Here is a 15,437-nt window from a genome sequence, read left to right as displayed (position 1 = left end):
TAAGAGACAGCCCTGCCCCCCGACACCTCCCGGCCACACCCGTCCCGGCCCGGGCTGGCCGACCGGTAGCGCCGGCTGAGCCACGACGAGATCGCGCCCGGCGTGCCATATCGAGCACGCCGGGCGCGATGAGCCCACCGCCGTCAGCTGCCTGTGCCCTTCGCACTGTCGTAGCCCGCCGGGAGAATGTTCTGCGTGATCTGGGAGATGTTCACCGTCTTCTTGATCTGATCGGCCTTCAGGAACGAGTCGCTGAGCAACTGCTCGGCGGCTATGTCGGATTGCTCCACGCCGGTCACGTGGTATTCGAATTGGGCCAGAACCGCTTTCGCCTCGGCCAGCGGGATGCCCTCTTCGGTGGTGATCGCCTGAGCGAGCTGGTCGGGATGCTTGGCGCCCCAAGAGAATTCCGCCGCCAAGCGCTGGAACGCGTCGGCGAGCGCGGCCCGCTTCACCGGATCACCGAGATCCCTGTTGGGCGCGACGTAGTAATTACTGGTCTGGTCCAACGGCGGGAGCCCCGGAATCAGCACCCGTGCACCCTGTTTCTCCGCGAGGGCCGACTCCGGGTTCCAGATCGCCCACGCGTCGACCTTCCCGCTGCTGAACGCCGTGGCGCCCGCGGCGGGGTCCAGGAAGTCCAGCTGGACGTCGGCCGGGGTCAGCCCGGCGCTGCTGAGTGCGTTGAGTACCAGGCCGTGCGCGGAGCTGCCCTGGGGCACCGCGATCTTCTTGCCCCGGAGCTGCTGGAGGTTCTGGATCGGCGAGCCTTTCGGCACGAGGATGTTCTCGACGGCCTGGGAGGGGTTCAGATAGCGCGAGACGCCGACGATATTGAAGCCGTACTCGGTCGCCGCGCCCGTGATGGGCGGGACGTCACCGACGCTGCCCAGGTCGATATCGCCGGACGCGGCGGCCTGCACCAGGGGCGGCCCATAGGTGAACCGGGCGAATTTCACTTTATACGGGGCTTTGTCGAAGGCGCCGGTGATCGCCGCGAGGGCCTCGGAACCGTCTCCGCCGTTGTCACCGAGGGTGAAGGTGTAGTTGCTCCATTCGGGGTGACCGGCGTTCGATCCGAAGGTCCCGGCCAGCGGCTTGCCGGCCGATCCCGAACTCGTCGAGCCGCACGCCGCGAGAATGCCCACCGCGGCGACCAGCGCGACGGTTCTGGTGACATGACCGAGCTCGAGTGACATCGAAAATCCTTATTGTTCGTGTGAGAGGGTGATTCTTATTGCTGCGCAACGAGTCCCAGATCCGCTAGAAGCGCGGAACGCAACTCTTCGCGGGCGATGCTCGCCTCGCGGTCGGCGGCCGACAGGTCGACCGTGTGTGAATTCCCGATCCGGCCGTTGCTCATGACGTCGATCCGGTCGGCCAGCGCGATCGCCTCGTCCACATCGTGCGTGACGAGCAGCATCGCGGCGTGGTGTTTGCGGCGCAGTTCCCGCACGAGATCGTGCATCCGCAGCCGGGTGATGGCGTCCAGCGCCGCGAACGGCTCGTCGAGCAGCACCAGTTCGGGCTCCGAAACCAGTGCGCGAGCGAGGGATACGCGCTGCGCCTCGCCGCCGGACAACTCCTTGGGCCAGGCCCGCTCCCGCCCGGCCAGCCCGACCTCCCGCAGGGCGGCCCGGGCACGATCGTCCGCGCCCGGACCGTGCAGTCCGATGGTCACGTTCCGCAGCACCCGCTGCCACGGCAGCAGCCGGTCGGCCTGGAACACGATGGCCCGCTGCGCGGGCACCTCGACGGCGCCCCCGTCCGGCCGGTCCAGCCCGGCGAGCAGCCGCAGCAGCGTGCTCTTGCCGCACCCGGACGGGCCGAGCAGGACCACCAGCTCCTCCCCCTCGATGCGCAGGTCCAGATGATCCAGGACGATTCGGTCACCGAATCGCCGGACCACCTGATCCACGAGTGCGCCGGCCTGAAGCCGCGGCTCGATCACGGTAGTCATGACGCCTCGTACCCGGGTCGCCACCGCAGCAGGACCCGCTCCAGGATTCGGACGAACTGATCGGCGAGCAGGCCGAGGATCGAGTAGACCACGAGCCCCACGAACACCTGATCGGTCTGCAGATAGGTCTGTCCCTGCGTGATGAGGAAACCCAGGCCCTTGTTCGCGTTGACGGTCTCCGCCGCGACGAGTCCCAGAACGCTGTACGCGAGCGAGAATCGCAGGCCGACAAGGAATCCCGGCAACGCACCGGGCACGAGGACCCGGCTGACCAGCCGCCAGGTTCCCGCACCCGTCGTCCGGGCCATCTCGATCAGCCGCTGGTCCACGCCACGAATAGCGGAGAACAGGTTCAGATACATCGGGACGAAGGCCCCGAACGCGATGATCAGCACCTTCGGCAGCTCGTCGATGCCGAACCACACGATCATGATGGGCAGCACCGCGAGGATCGGGATGGTGTTGAAAATGCTCACCACACCGTTGAACAGGTACTCACCGCTGCGCAGCAGCCCACCGGCGATGCCCGTCACGATGCCCGCCGTCAGGCCGATCGCGAGCCCGACTGCCGAGCGGCGCAGCGAAATCGCCAGATCGGGCCCGAGCACGCCCTGCTGCCACAGATCCACCGCCGACTTCGCGATCGAGGTCGGCGCCGGAGCATAGGCGGAACCCAGAACACCGGCCTGCGAGAGGATCTCCCAGAGGATCAGGATCAGCACCGGAGTCGTGTAGATCCCGAGCGGCCAGCTGACGCGCTCGTGCAGCCGGGCCAGCGAACTTCTGTGGCGAGCGTCCTTCGCCACGAACACCTCGCGCGCCGATGTGCGCGTGCGGACCTCTGTCGTGCTCGTGATGCGGTCGACGGGCGGCGCGAGTCCGGCGCGTGTCACGCCACGGCCTCGAGCAGGGGCGAATAATGGGTCGCGTCTCCGACGAGCTGCCGGCTCCGGACGCCGTCGACGCCCGTCGGCAACTCACCGGCGACGGTCACCCGATTCAGCCGGCGCGGGTGATCGTCGTAATTGTCGATCGCGTAATGCTGGGTGATTCGATTGTCGAAGATCACCAACTGATTCGGCGACCACGACCACCGAACCAGGTTCTCCGGCCGGGTCACATACTTCTGGAATATCTCGAGCAAAGCCCTGGATTCGCTATCCGACAAGCCGACGATGCGCCCGGCGAAGCCGCCGATGAAAAGGCCGCGTTCTCCAGTCAGCGGATGCACCCGGACCACCGGATGTTCGGCCTCGTAGACCGTCGATACGAACAGGCGATCGTGCTCGCGCTGCGCGTCCGTCACGGCCGGGCGGCGAACATAGTCGTATTTGTTGGTGTGCACCGCACGCAGCGAATCCGCCAGATTGCGCAACGACTCGGGCAGATCGCGGTACGCGGCGCCCGCGTTGGCGATCAGCGTCTCACCGCCGTACGGGGTCGTCACCACGCTGCGCAAGGTCGAGAGCTGCGGCGGATTGGCGACGAAGGTGACGTCGGTATGCCACGTGTTGGACTTCGAGGTCTCACTGTCGACGGGCAGCACCCGGGCCGCGCCCTCGACCGACGGAACGGTGGGGTGCGCGGTCGTCAGCCGGCCGAACCAGGACGCCACTCGCTCCTGACCCGCGTCGTCCAGGTGCACGCCGTCGAAGGCGAGCACCTTGTGCACGTTCAGAGCGCCGCGCAACTCCGCGACGGTATCGGCGTCGGGCTCGCGCTCGAAGTCGAAATTCTCTATGACCGCGCCGATACGGCTCGTTAGTTTACGGGCAGACAAAGGCATGGTGAGACCTCCGAAAAGCATCGCGTACTGCGTAATTCGCAATTCGACGGTACGGGAGCTCCGCGGGCGGGTAACTCTTTCAACTCACCAGGATTTTGATGCTTCGCATCAATTCGATCCGGTGAGCGGATCGGCCGCTACGCCTGCTCTGGCTTCAGCGCTTGGTCAGGCTCCGGGCGATGACCAAGCGCTGAATCTGATTGGTGCCTTCGAAGATCTGGGTGATCTTGGCCTCGCGCATATAGCGCTCGACACGGAAGTCCCGGGTGTAGCCGTAGCCGCCGAATACCTGGACCGCGTCGGTGGTGACCTTCATCGCGGCATCGGTGGCGATCAGTTTGGCCACCGACGCCTGGCGCGAGTACGCCAGGCCCGCATCGCGTCGCCGCGCGGCATCGATGTACGTGGCGCGGGCGGAATCCACCGCGGCGGCCATATCGGCGAGCAGGAAGCCCAGGCCCTGATGGTCGATGATGGGTTTGCCGAAAGTGGTGCGCTGCTTGGCGTATTCGACCGCCTCGTCCAGCGCGGCCTGGGCAAGTCCGGTCGCGACGGCGGCGATGCCGAGGCGGCCGGAATCCAAGGCGCTCAAGGCGATCGGCAACCCCTGCCCTTCCTCGCCGATACGCCGCTCGATCGGCAGGAAGGCGTCGTCGTAGTGCGCTGTGGTGGTCGGGACGGCGGCCAGGCCCATCTTCTGCTCGGGTCTGCCGAAACTCAGTCCGGGCGTGTCCTTGTCGACGAGGAAGCACGAAATGCCCCGCGTCCCTTCGCCGGTGCGGGCGAACACCGTGTAGAAGTCGGCGATGCCGCCGTGCGTGATCCACGCCTTCGTGCCGTTCACCCGATAACCGCCGTCGACCGGCGCTGCCTTGCACGCCACCGCTGCGGCGTCGGATCCGGCCTGTGGTTCGGACAGGCTGTATGCGCCGATCAGGCTGCCGCCCAACATCTCCGGCAGCCAGCGCCGCCGCTGTTCGTCGGTGCCGAACCCCAGCAGCGGGTGGCACGACAGGCTGTGCACGCTGACCGCGACGGCGACGGCCGCCCATCGGGCCGCGATCTCCTCGAGCACCTGCAGGTACACCTCGTAGGGCTGGCCGCCGCCACCCCACTGTTCCGGATACGGCAGGCTCAGCAGCCCGGCCTCGCCGAGCGTGGCGAATACGCCGTCGGGATAGGTCTCGGCCCGTTCGTGCTCGTCCACGATCGGCGCGAGCGCCTTGTCTGCGATCTCCCGGGTGAGCCCGATCAGTTCGCGGGCCTCATCGGTGGGCAAGAGACGATCAACGGCCACCAGGCACTCCTCGCTACGACGAACGGTACTGAATTACCATCCACAGTACTATTCAACTATGGACCGGCCCGCCTTCGCCACCCGCCGCCGCATCGAACTGTTCGACGAGCTGGTCGATCTTTTCCTGGCCGAGGGCTTCGCGCACCTGACGCTGGACGAGATCGCCGCGCGGCTGCGATGCTCCAAATCCACCCTCTACACACTCGCCGGAAGTAAGGAACAGCTGGTCCGGGCCGCGACCGTGCACTTCTTCCGCCGCGCCACCGACGACGTGGAGTCCGGCATCACGCCGGACGACGAGCCGCGCCATCGGATCACCGCCTACCTGTCCGGGGTCGGCGTCGCGCTGTCGGCCGCCTCGCCCCGGTTCATGGCCGACCTGTCCGCCTTCGCCCCCGCCAGGGAGATCTACGAGCGCAACACCCGCATCGCCGCGCGCCGGGTCCGCGAACTGATCGACGAGGGCGTCGCCGCGGGCGCCTTCCGGCCGGTGCACGCCGCCTTCGCCGCCGACCTGGCCGCCACCATGATGGTGCGCATCCAGCAGGGCGGGGTTCGCGACCACACCGGCCTGGACGACGCGGCCGCCTACCGGGAGCTGGCCGCCCTGCTCACCACCGGCATCAACGCCTGAATCGGTCGCGGCAGCAGGCGAATCCGCCCTCGCCACCCCGGCCCCACCGTGCCGCGGACGAATTGCCGCGCGCGGTCACCGAATCGAGGTTGTCCTGCGCGATGCTGCTACCTGGGAACGGTTGTGCGCCAACCTCCTTCGGCGAGAGCCTGATGCGGTACGGGTCACCCTCGCCGCAACCCCTCGATCAGGAAACGCACGAGCCTGCGGGCGTCGTACTGGGTGTCGCGCTCCGCGCCGATGCACAGGTTCCCGACGCCGCGCATGAGCTCGTATGCCTGCACATCGGATCGAATCTCACCGGATGCGGCTGCGGCATCCAGCAATTGGGTGCACACAGGCAGCAGGCGATCCAGGAAGTAGTTGTGCAGACCCTCGAAACCCGAGCCCTCCGAACGTAAGACGGCGGCGAGGCCGTGCTTGGTGACCAGGAAGTCGGCGAACATGCCGATCCACGTCCCCAGTGCGGCATGCGGACTCGGGCTCGACGCCAGTAGCGCCGGACCGGCCTCCGCACAGGCCTCGACCTGATGGCGGTACACCGCGATGATCAGATCCGCCCGGGTCGGGAAATGGCGGTAGATCGTCGCCGTCCCGACCCCGGCGCGGACCGCGATATCCCGCACCGGCGCGTCCACGCCCGAGGACACGAAGATCGCGGCCGCGGCGTCGAGCAGTGACTCCTTGTTCCGGCGGGCATCCGCCCGCTGCGGCCGATCCGCGCGCACGGCGTCCCGCCCACCGGCGCCCGGTTCCGGCGTCCGTGACTCGCCCACGATCACTCCCTTCACCACCTTGCTAACCGGAACAGCGTCCCGTATCGTAAAACGGGACGAGGTTCCGTTTGCTTCCATTATGCCGGATACACCGATCTCGAGGAAACACACATGAACGACATCCGCCCCACCTTCGGCATCGCGACCGCGCCCATGCAGGTCGACTACCACGACATCCTGCGCGTCTGGCGCGAAGCCGACGCGATACCGCAGATCGAACACGCCTGGCTGTTCGACCACCTCATGCCGATCGCCGGGGATACGACCGGACCGATCTTCGAGGGCTGGACCCTGCTGTCGGCCATGGCCGCGCAGACCGAACGGCTGCGCCTGGGACTTCTGGTGACCAGCAACCGATTCCGGCCGCCGGCGATGCTGGCCAAGATCGCCACGACCGTCGACATCGTCTCGAACGGGAGGCTCGACTTCGGCATCGGCGTCGGCTCGCGGCCCAGCCATCCGATCGCCCGGCGCGAGTACGAAATGCACGGAATCCCCTTCCATGACGGCGATTACGCCACCGCGGCCTTCGCCGAGGCGTGCACGGTGATCCGGCGGCTGTGGACCGAACCGGAGCCCTTCGACTTCGATGGCGAATACGTGCGGCTGAAGGGCGCGTTCGGCAACCCCAAGCCCGTGCAGCGCCCACACCCGCCGATCATGATCGGTGGCCGCGCGTCCGCGACCCTGCGCATCGTCGCCGAACACGCCGACATCTGGAACATTCCGGGCGGCGGCGCCGATCTCGACGGCGCGGTCGAGCGCGGTGCCCTACTGGATCGCTATTGCACCGAGATCGGCCGCGACCCCGCGGAGATCGTCCGCTCGATCCACATCCCCGTTTCCTACGACCGCCCCGCCGCCACCCGCGACGCGATCGGCAGGTCGATCGAGGCCGGATTCACCCATATCGTCCTGGCCCTGACCAACCCCTATCCCGCCGATGTGGCGCACTGGGTCGCCGGAGAGCTGATCGGCGCGCACGTATAGCTCGGCGGGTCACGACCCGCGTCAGGTGTTGCGCCAGTTCGGGACTCGGCGCTCACGCAGTGCCGCCAAGCCCTCGATCGGATCGTGATGGGCGATGAGCGTGTCCAACAGCAGGTCCGGATGATGCAGGGCGGCAAGCGGGTCGGCGGCGTGGTCGTTGCGCGCAAGGAAGGACAGGGCGGTGCGCACGGCCACGGGCGAGCGGGTGACGATGTCGGCGGCCAGTTCGCGGGCGGCGGCGATAGCCTTGCCGGGCGGGACCGTTCGCGCGATCAACCCCGCGCCGAGGGCCTCGGCCGCGTCCAGGCGCCGCCCGGTGACGATCATGTCGTTGGCCAGCGCCCGGCCAACGATCCGGGGCAGCCGCACCAGCACACCCAGGCCGGGCGGCTGCCCGATTCCGGTGTCCGGCAGGGCGAACGACGCGTCCTCGTCGGCCACCACGATGTGACAGGCCAGCACGAGCTCGAGCCCGCCGCCGTCCGCGCGCCCGTTGACCGCCGCGATCACCGGCTTGCTCAGCTCCCGCGCGGCCAGACCGCCGAATCCACTGCGCGGCAACGACATCAGTTGTATGGGCGAGACGGCGTCGCGCAGATCTCCGCCGAGACAGAACGCCTCGTCCCCGGCGCCGTAGAGCACCGCGGCCCACAGCTCGTCGTCGTGTTCGAACGCGGTGAAGATCTCGTCCAGCTCCCGGTGCGTCCGCGCGTCCAGCACATTGCCCACCTCGGGGCGGTCGATCATCACCTCCAGCACCTGCCCCACGCGGGTGATCCGCACGTGCTCGTACGAATCCCGCAGTGCCCGAACCGGTTCGCCGAGCAGCCGAGCCATCTGCTCGCGACCGAGCGCTACCCGATTGCCCCGATCGGTCGAACGGGCGAACACGCGCAGGCCCAGCGGCTCGCCGTCGGCCAGCACATCGGTCAGCTCATCGTCGCCGTCGACGGCGTTGGCGACGAATCGACTGCCGTCGTCGAGCCTGCCGATCACGATGCCGACGCGCGCGCCGTCGCGGTTGAAACGCACCGCGTAGCTTTCGATGGTTCCCCAGCCGTCCGCATGGAAGATCACCGGAACCGTTGGCGCGGCGTCGAGTTCGGCCCGGACGGTGGCGGTATCCGCCGACTGCCAGGCGATCGGGGTTGTCGCGTAGACGCCGACCGAATGTTTGCTCAGCAGACCGCCGTTGGCGACCACCATGCCGTAATCACCAGGCCGATCACGGACGCGCGCAACGGTTTCGACGATGGCGTGGGCGGAGTAACCGTTGCCGGGGCCGCCGAAGTAGGGCAGCCCGCCGGTGACCGTGAACCCGCGCGGATCCCGCGGATCCAACCCCATCCCGTCGCAGACGTTGAACACCGCGATGGGAAAACAGCTGTACAGGTCCAGCGCCGCCAGCTCATCGACCCCGACTCCGGCCATATCCAGGGCATATCGGATCGCCGCGACGGCCGCGGGGCTGCGGCTCAGATCCGGTCGCACGAGCAGTTCGCGTTCGGTCAAATCGGCGTGGCCGTGCAGGAATACCAGCTTTTCGGTGGGGATTGCCAGACGCCGCGCGGCCGCCAGTGACATGATCACGATCGCCGCGCCCTGGTTCACCTGATCGCGGGCGACCAGCAGCCGAGGGTAGGCGTCGGTGATCCTGCGATTGCGCTCGTCCACCGAAATCAGCTCCGCGGCAGTGTGTTCCACCGGCGATGCGGCATGCGGATTCGCGGCTGCGACCGTCGTGAACGGGCTGAACAGCTCGCCCATGGACCGAGCGTAGTCCGCCCGGCCGGCGCCCAGCCGGGCCCGGCGCGCGTTCTCCAGCACGGTGTAGAACACCGCGGCCTCGGTCATCTGGTGCAGCACGGCCTGTGAGGGGGTCATCCCGTCGGTGCCGTATCCGTGGTCTTCGAGCGAGCCCGCGACATGTTCGGTGAAGTCGGGCCGTTCGGCGGCCGGACGTCCGGACAGATTTCGGACCGTGGAGATGACCTCCGCGCCCACCAGTACAGTCACTTCGCTACGGCCGACGGCGATCTCGGCGCACAGATCGTTCACCAGCTTCTGCGGGCTCTGCCCACCGGTCGGGCCGAGGATCGCGCGGCGTGGCCGGGCGCCGACCCGGCCCGCGACGGCCCGGGCCACGTTGTCCGGCGCGCCCAGCGGGGCGACGGCCGCGGGATGCGCGTCGTCGAATGCCCGGACCGCCGCGACGGTGTCGATCGCCGCGATGACCTGCCCGGCATCGACACCAGTGTCGTCCACCGCCGCTCGCAATGCCTCGGCCGCGAGATCGGCCGCGCTCAGCGCTCGATACCCGGGTTGCCCGAGCCGCTCGGAGAACTGGCCCACGCCGACTATGACAGGCGTACCGGGCGGCAGATCGGACACTTCTGTTGACACTCAATCGAAGTTAACAGGCGTTCCACCCGGTCGCACACCGGCATCTCGATCACCGACATCGATCCGGCGGCGGCCGGTGCCGGCTATCGGCCGTCCGGGAGGTCCGGCTGATCCGCGGCGAGGCGATCCAGCCACTCTCCCAGCAGAGCCTGCTCGGCCACACTCAGCACCTGCTGATCCGGCAGCGTGGCACGCAGGGCGCGAGCCGCGGCCGACGCGGTCGCCTCCGGGACGACCGGCTCGTGACAGGTCACCGCGACGACCATGGTTTCCCGCATGGTCACCAGGAGCGCCGGATCGCGCCGATCCGGCGGCTGGGACAGCCAGGTGAGCACCGCACCACGCGCGGTCGCATTGATGACCGAGGCCGCCAGCGGCTCGTCGACGCGCAGCGATCCGGCCGCGGCCAAGCGTTGGATGCGCGACATGAGGATGTGCATTCCGGCCTGGAGGGCCGGCGAGTCGGGCCGCATCGTTTCGCTGTGCATCAGCATGTAGAGCGCCGGATTGGACAGACCGAACTCCACCGCGAGGTCCCAGCCCACGCGCAGGTCCTCGATCGGATCCTCGAGCCTGGGGTGCCCCTGTTTGGTCGCGAGAAATTCGGCGTAGCCGTATTCGGCCACCGCCTCGAGCAGACCGACCTTGTCACCGAACAGGCGGTAGATCACCGGCGCCTGCACACCGGCCGCCGCCGCGACCGCGCGCGTGGTGACCGCGTCCCGGCCGCCGTGCACGAGCAGATCCGCGGCCGCCTCGATCACCCGCTGCCGATGCGGTTCCCGCCCGGCCGGCACACCACTCGAGGAGGCTTCGGCGCTGTCGGCATCGATCGGATCGGGCACGCTATCAATGATAATGGCATGGGCATATCGTCGTTAACATCGGCTCACAATGCGCTGTGGCGCAGCCGCAGGTCGGTAGGTACTTGGCCGTTCGGGTCGGTCTTGGCATATATTCGAAGGTGCAGCTGGTTCGCCCGAGGTGGAGCCGAGGAGCCCCTTATCCACTCGACGGCGTCGAAGCCCTGTCGGTGCGTCCGCGCGCCAGGAGGGTGAGAGGGAACCCGGTGGAAGTCCGGGACTGTCCCGCAGCGGTGAATGGGAACGACGGCCGTCATATGCACTGGGCACCGCCTGGGAAGCGATGGTTGGTAGGTCCAGCCCCGGCCGTCGCCGGGGTCGGCCCGTGATCGGGTCGGCGCCCATGAGTCCGAAGACCTGCCCGCCTGCGCCGGATACGCCGTATCCGGCGGTCGTCGCCTCGTGGATTGGGCGTTGCGCCGAGGAGACCCGGGCACGGGATAGAGGCTATGGGGCTTCGTCAGCGTACGTTCGTGATGGGCGGCGACCATTGGCTGCTGACCATGGAGTTCATTCGATGTTGAACCCTGACAACGTATTCACCGCCACCGCGCTGGGGCTGCCGCGCATCGGCCCGAACCGCGAGCTCAAGCGGGCCATCGAGGCGTATTGGGCCGGCCGCAGTGACGCCGCCGCCCTGCACGAGGTCGCCCGGGGCCTGCGCACCGCCCAGCTCACCGCCGCCCGCGACGCGGGCCTGGATTCCGTTCCGGTGGGCACATTCTCGTACTACGACCACGTGCTGGACACAGCGGTGCTGCTCGGCGTCCTGGCCGAACGGGTGCGCGGCATAGCGGACGAGCTGGACCGCTACTTCGCGGCCGCCCGCGGCACCGCCGACGTTCCACCGCTCGAGATGACCAAGTGGTTCGACACCAACTACCACTACCTGGTGCCCGAACTCTCCGCGACCACCGAGTTCGCACTGCATCCGGACAAGCCCCTGGCCGAGCTGAAAGAGGCACTGGCGCTAGGTGTTCCGGCCCGGCCGGTGATCATGGGCCCGATCACCTTCCTGAAGCTCGCCAAGTCGGTGGACGGCAGCGATCTGCTCGAGCGCCTGCCCGACCTGCTCCCCCTCTACGAGCGGCTGCTCGGCCTGCTGGCCGAGGCGGGCGCGCAGTGGGTGCAGCTGGACGAGCCGTCGCTGGTCACCGACCTCAGCGAGACCGAACTGGCCGCAGTGCACACCGCCTACCGGCGGCTGGCCGAGGTGGAAGCCCGGCCGTCCATCCTGGTCGCCTCATACTTCGGCCACCTGGGTGCGGCGCTGCCCGCGCTGGCCGACACCGGTGTCGAGGGCATCGCCGTCGACCTGGTCGCGGGCGGTGAGGCGGATCTGGCCGCGATGCGCTCGCTCGAGAACACGCTGATCGTCGCCGGTGTCGTCGACGGCCACAACGTGTGGCGCGTCGATCCGGACCACGCTCTGCCACGGCTGACCGGGCTGCGGGACGCCGGAGTGACCGTCGCGGTGTCCAGCTCCTGCTCGCTGCTGCACGTCCCGTACAGCCTCGCGCCGGAGACCGACCTGGACGCGCGCCTGCGCAGCTGGCTGGCGTTCGGCGAGGAGAAGATCGCCGAGATCGTTCTGCTGGCCGGCGCGCTGACCAAGGGTGAGGAGGCCGTCGCGGGTGATCTCGATATCGCCCGCACCGCCGTGCTGGACCGCAAGGCCGACCCGCGCCTGCGCGTCGAGTCGGTGCGTGAGCGTCTGGCGGGTCTGGACGCCGACGCCGTGCGCCGCGTCCCGGCCGACGAGCGCCGCGCTGTACAACAGGAGCGCCTGAACCTGCCGCTGCTGCCGACCACCACCATCGGCTCCTACCCGCAGACCAGCCGGATCCGGGTGGCCCGCGCGGAGCTGCGCCGCGGCGAGATCGACCAGGCCGAGTACGACTCGCGCATGCGCGCCGAGATCGCCGAGGTCATCGCGTTGCAGGAGGAGATCGGCCTGGACGTGCTGGTGCACGGCGAGCCGGAGCGCAACGACATGGTGCAGTACTTCGCCGAGCAGCTGGACGGGTTCGCCGCCACGGTGAACGGCTGGGTGCAGTCCTACGGCACCCGCTGTGTGCGCCCGCCGATCCAGTTCGGCGACGTGGTGCGTCCGGCGGCCATGACCGTGGAGTGGATCACCTACGCGCAGTCGCTCACCCGGAAGCCGGTCAAGGGCATGCTCACCGGCCCGGTCACCATCCTGGCGTGGTCCTTCGTCCGAGATGACCAGCCGCTGGCCGACAGCGCCCGCCAGATCGCACTCGCCATCCGGGACGAGACGGTCGACCTGGAGGCCGCCGGGATCCGGGTGATCCAGGTGGACGAGCCCGCGCTACGGGAGCTTCTCCCCCTGCGCAAAGCCGATCAGGCCGCGTACCTGGACTGGGCGGTGGACGCGTTCCGGCTGGCCACCTCCGGTGTCGCCGACGCCACCCAGATCCACACGCACCTGTGCTACTCGGAGTTCGGCGAGGTCATCGGCGCCATCGCTGGTCTGGACGCCGACGTCACCTCGATCGAGGCCGCCCGCTCGCACATGGAGGTGCTCGACGACCTCAACGCCTCGGGCTTCGACCTGGGCGTGGGGCCGGGCGTCTACGACATCCACTCGCCGCGCGTGCCGGGCGCCGGGGAGATCGAGCAGTCACTGCGCCTGGCACTGAAAGCGGTTCCGGCCGAACGGCTCTGGGTCAACCCGGACTGCGGCCTGAAGACTCGCCGCACCGACGAGGTGACCGCCTCGCTACGCAACCTGGTCGCGGCGGCGCAAGCCCTGCGCTGACTGCACGCCAGGGTGTTCCTTCGCGGAACACCCTGGCGGCCTTGGCCTTTCCGTACCAAGCACAGCAGCTCTGCAGCCGCCCACTACCCGTATCGGTGCTGAGCCGACTACGCCGAGCCGCGGGCGACGGCCCCGAGGAAGACCTGGCCGCGGTACGCGCGGCCGGTATCGAGATCGCCACCGAAATGGCGCAGCGGCTCATCGCCGAAGGCGCTCCCTGCCTGCACTTCATCACGTCGAACTTCGCCAAGGCCACCGGAGAGGTGCTGGCCAATCTCGGCTACCCGGTCACTCCCGCACCGTCGATCCCCTGACCGGCCCGGCGTTCGCGCCGGTCCCAGGACTCCTTGTCCACCAGCTGATCCCGCTCATCGAAACTCGCGAGCCGGTCGGCCATGGCATGGCTGTCGCCGTGCGCGAAGATCTCGGCGGCGGCCTCCTGCATGGCGCGCATGGCCGCCCGTTGCAGATCCGATGGAACGATGACGATCCGGTACCCCATCTCGGCCAGCTCGGGTAGCGGCACCCGCGGCGTCCGGCCGCCCTCGAACATGTTGAGCAGCAGGGGGATTCCCCGGAGCTGCGCGGCGATGCGCTCGATCTGATCCCGGTCCTCCGGGGCCTCGACGAACAGGATGTGCGCTCCGGCATCCGCATAGCGACGGGCCCGATCCAGCGCGGCGTCCAGACCCTCCACCGCGATGGCGTCCGTGCGGGCGATGATCCGCACGGGCGCGTCGCCGATGGCGTCGGCCGCCGCGGTGATCTTGCCGACCATCTCGTCGGCGTCGATCAGTTCCTTGCCGCCGTAGTGGCCGCATTTCTTGGGGGTGAGCTGGTCCTCCAGTTGCAGGGCGCTCACCCCGATGCGCACGAACTCACCGACGGTGCGGAACACGTTGAGCGCGTTGCCGTATCCGGTGTCGATATCGGCGATGACCGGAACGCCGACGACCGAGCAGATCTGGGCGGTGCGGTCGCGCACCTCGGTCATCGACAGCAGGCCCAGATCGGGCACGCCCGCCGAGCGCGCGACCGCGCCGCCGCTGAGGTAGACCGCGCCGAAGCCCGCCTGCTCGGCGATCCGGGCGGAGAGGCCGTCGTACACGCCCGGCGCCAGGATCGGATCGGGTCCGGCGAGAAGTTCATCGAGTCTCATAGTTGTATATTTGTAGACAAATAGACTGAAAGTCAATGTGACGTTAGAGTCCGTGTGTGGACAACAGACGCGGACGAAAGCGCTCATGACACGCCTGACACTCACCGGGCAGCGCCGCGGGCTGCGCGAACTGGCCTACGAGAGCATTCGAGACGCGCTCATCACCCTGCGCATCGCTCCCGGCGAACGCATTACCGAGGAGGGCCTGTCCGAAGAACTCGGCGTCAGCCGGCCCATCCTGCGGGAGGCGTTGCAGCGCTTACAGGTCGAGCAACTCGTGGATCGGCTCGACAACGGCCGCATGCGAGCGCGCCCGGTTTCCGCCGACGATGTGCGGCACCTGTACGCGGTGCGGTCCGCACTGGAGCAATTGGCAGTGCGTGAGGCCGGCGCCCGGCTGACCGATCCCTTGCGTATGGAGCTGACCACGGTTGTGGGGCAGATGCGTTCGGCTACAAAAGTTTCCGATGTTCCAGCAGTGACCGAACTGGGCGACCGATTCCACCGGCAGCTCGCGGCCATCGCCGCCAATCCGGTCAACGACCAACTCATGGAACAGATCCGGGGCCCCATCGACCGATTCCGTCACCTCAGCGTGACGGTGGCGTCCCGCCCGAAGGATTCCACCGCGGAGCACGAGGCCGTCCTCGCCGCGCTGCTCGCCGGTGATCTCGAAACCGCCGCCGCGGCCATGGACCGGCACATCGTTTCCGGTCGCGATGCGGTGCTGCTCGCACTCGACGAGCAGCACCGCACCCGCTAGCCCTGGGCGGCCGATTCGTTCAGC

13 protein-coding genes, 1 pseudogene and 1 riboswitch are annotated in these 15,437 nt (G+C 68.4%); of the genes and pseudogenes, 5 read left to right on the top strand and 9 right to left on the bottom strand.

Annotated features, from left to right (window positions below; translation table 11 throughout):
- Positions 1-143 precede the first annotated feature (143 nt).
- The 5 genes from JZ791_RS34700 to JZ791_RS34680 form a co-directional block, all read right to left on the bottom strand.
- Positions 144-1,199 (bottom strand): ABC transporter substrate-binding protein, encoded by a 1,056-nt coding sequence (locus tag JZ791_RS34700; protein WP_216900577.1) that lies wholly within the window; start codon positions 1,197-1,199, stop codon positions 144-146.
- Between the two features lie 35 nt (positions 1,200-1,234).
- Positions 1,235-1,960 carry an ABC transporter ATP-binding protein gene (locus JZ791_RS34695; protein ID WP_216900575.1) on the bottom strand — a complete coding sequence of 242 codons (726 nt, stop codon included), beginning with the start codon at positions 1,958-1,960 and terminating at the stop codon, positions 1,235-1,237.
- Positions 1,957-2,853 carry an ABC transporter permease gene (locus tag JZ791_RS46670; RefSeq protein WP_308163263.1) on the bottom strand — a complete coding sequence of 299 codons (897 nt, stop codon included), beginning with the start codon at positions 2,851-2,853 and terminating at the stop codon, positions 1,957-1,959. The genes JZ791_RS34695 and JZ791_RS46670 overlap by 4 nt, the downstream gene beginning before the upstream one ends.
- On the bottom strand, positions 2,850-3,746 hold the full coding sequence (locus JZ791_RS34685; RefSeq protein WP_216900573.1) for a TauD/TfdA dioxygenase family protein: 897 nt from the start codon (positions 3,744-3,746) through the stop codon (positions 2,850-2,852). The genes JZ791_RS46670 and JZ791_RS34685 overlap by 4 nt, the downstream gene beginning before the upstream one ends.
- Before the next feature lie 154 nt (positions 3,747-3,900).
- On the bottom strand, positions 3,901-5,043 hold the full coding sequence (locus tag JZ791_RS34680; protein ID WP_216900571.1) for an acyl-CoA dehydrogenase family protein: 1,143 nt from the start codon (positions 5,041-5,043) through the stop codon (positions 3,901-3,903).
- 58 nt (positions 5,044-5,101) lie between these two features.
- Here JZ791_RS34680 and JZ791_RS34675 point away from each other — a divergent pair, with 58 nt between their 5' ends.
- Positions 5,102-5,677, top strand: a complete 576-nt coding sequence (locus JZ791_RS34675) for a TetR/AcrR family transcriptional regulator (protein ID WP_216900569.1) — start codon at positions 5,102-5,104, stop codon at positions 5,675-5,677.
- Positions 5,678-5,841: 164 nt separating this feature from the next.
- Here the strand turns inward: JZ791_RS34675 and JZ791_RS34670 are convergent, their stop codons facing one another.
- Positions 5,842-6,453, bottom strand: coding sequence for a TetR/AcrR family transcriptional regulator (locus JZ791_RS34670; protein WP_438804590.1), 612 nt, complete (start codon positions 6,451-6,453; stop codon positions 5,842-5,844).
- Between the two features lie 111 nt (positions 6,454-6,564).
- Here JZ791_RS34670 and JZ791_RS34665 point away from each other — a divergent pair, with 111 nt between their 5' ends.
- Positions 6,565-7,443, top strand: coding sequence for an LLM class flavin-dependent oxidoreductase (locus JZ791_RS34665; RefSeq protein ID WP_216900565.1), 879 nt, complete (start codon positions 6,565-6,567; stop codon positions 7,441-7,443).
- Positions 7,444-7,464: 21 nt separating this feature from the next.
- Here JZ791_RS34665 and JZ791_RS34660 read toward each other — a convergent pair whose 3' ends face one another.
- Complete coding sequence (locus tag JZ791_RS34660) at positions 7,465-9,846, bottom strand: acetyl-CoA acetyltransferase (RefSeq protein ID WP_216900564.1); 2,382 nt, start codon at positions 9,844-9,846, stop codon at positions 7,465-7,467.
- An 83-nt stretch (positions 9,847-9,929) separates the two neighbouring features.
- Complete coding sequence (locus JZ791_RS34655; RefSeq protein ID WP_216900562.1) at positions 9,930-10,691, bottom strand: TetR/AcrR family transcriptional regulator; 762 nt, start codon at positions 10,689-10,691, stop codon at positions 9,930-9,932.
- 187 nt (positions 10,692-10,878) lie between these two features.
- Positions 10,879-11,071, top strand: a riboswitch (cobalamin riboswitch).
- A gap of 155 nt (positions 11,072-11,226) precedes the next feature.
- Between JZ791_RS34655 and metE the strand changes: the two genes are divergently transcribed.
- Together metE and JZ791_RS34645 are read left to right on the top strand one after the other, a co-directional pair.
- The gene (gene metE / locus JZ791_RS34650; protein ID WP_216900560.1) at positions 11,227-13,491 is read left to right on the top strand and encodes a 5-methyltetrahydropteroyltriglutamate--homocysteine S-methyltransferase; all 2,265 of its coding nucleotides are present in this window, start codon (positions 11,227-11,229) and stop codon (positions 13,489-13,491) included.
- Between the two features lie 68 nt (positions 13,492-13,559).
- Positions 13,560-13,805 (top strand): annotated as a pseudogene (locus tag JZ791_RS34645) (methylenetetrahydrofolate reductase); the annotation flags it as partial.
- Here JZ791_RS34645 and JZ791_RS34640 read toward each other — a convergent pair.
- Positions 13,772-14,650 carry an isocitrate lyase/PEP mutase family protein gene (locus JZ791_RS34640; protein ID WP_216900558.1) on the bottom strand — a complete coding sequence of 293 codons (879 nt, stop codon included), beginning with the start codon at positions 14,648-14,650 and terminating at the stop codon, positions 13,772-13,774. The pseudogene JZ791_RS34645 and the gene JZ791_RS34640 overlap by 34 nt on opposite strands.
- 85 nt (positions 14,651-14,735) lie before the next feature.
- Here JZ791_RS34640 and JZ791_RS34635 point away from each other — a divergent pair, with 85 nt between their 5' ends.
- Positions 14,736-15,413 (top strand): GntR family transcriptional regulator, encoded by a 678-nt coding sequence (locus tag JZ791_RS34635; RefSeq protein WP_216900556.1) that lies wholly within the window; start codon positions 14,736-14,738, stop codon positions 15,411-15,413.
- Positions 15,414-15,437: the final 24 nt, after the last annotated feature.

The organism is Nocardia alni (assembly GCF_019038435.1).
Taxonomy (GTDB): Bacteria; Actinomycetota; Actinomycetes; order Mycobacteriales; family Mycobacteriaceae; genus Nocardia; species Nocardia alni.
This window is presented reverse-complemented; position numbering and strand designations above follow the sequence as displayed.

Bases quoted from the DNA above. Each gene is read 5' to 3' on its own strand.
- JZ791_RS34700 (WP_216900577.1), bottom strand. From the start codon at position 1,199: ATGTCACTCGAGCTCGGTCATGTCACCAGAACCGTCGCGCTGGTCGCC.
- JZ791_RS34695 (WP_216900575.1), bottom strand. From the start codon at position 1,960: ATGACTACCGTGATCGAGCCGCGGCTTCAGGCCGGCGCACTCGTGGAT.
- JZ791_RS34685 (WP_216900573.1), bottom strand. From the start codon at position 3,746: ATGCCTTTGTCTGCCCGTAAACTAACGAGCCGTATCGGCGCGGTCATA.
- JZ791_RS34675 (WP_216900569.1), top strand. From the start codon at position 5,102: ATGGACCGGCCCGCCTTCGCCACCCGCCGCCGCATCGAACTGTTCGAC.
- JZ791_RS34665 (WP_216900565.1), top strand. From the start codon at position 6,565: ATGAACGACATCCGCCCCACCTTCGGCATCGCGACCGCGCCCATGCAG.
- metE (WP_216900560.1), top strand. From the start codon at position 11,227: ATGTTGAACCCTGACAACGTATTCACCGCCACCGCGCTGGGGCTGCCG.
- JZ791_RS34640 (WP_216900558.1), bottom strand. From the start codon at position 14,650: ATGAGACTCGATGAACTTCTCGCCGGACCCGATCCGATCCTGGCGCCG.
- JZ791_RS34635 (WP_216900556.1), top strand. From the start codon at position 14,736: ATGACACGCCTGACACTCACCGGGCAGCGCCGCGGGCTGCGCGAACTG.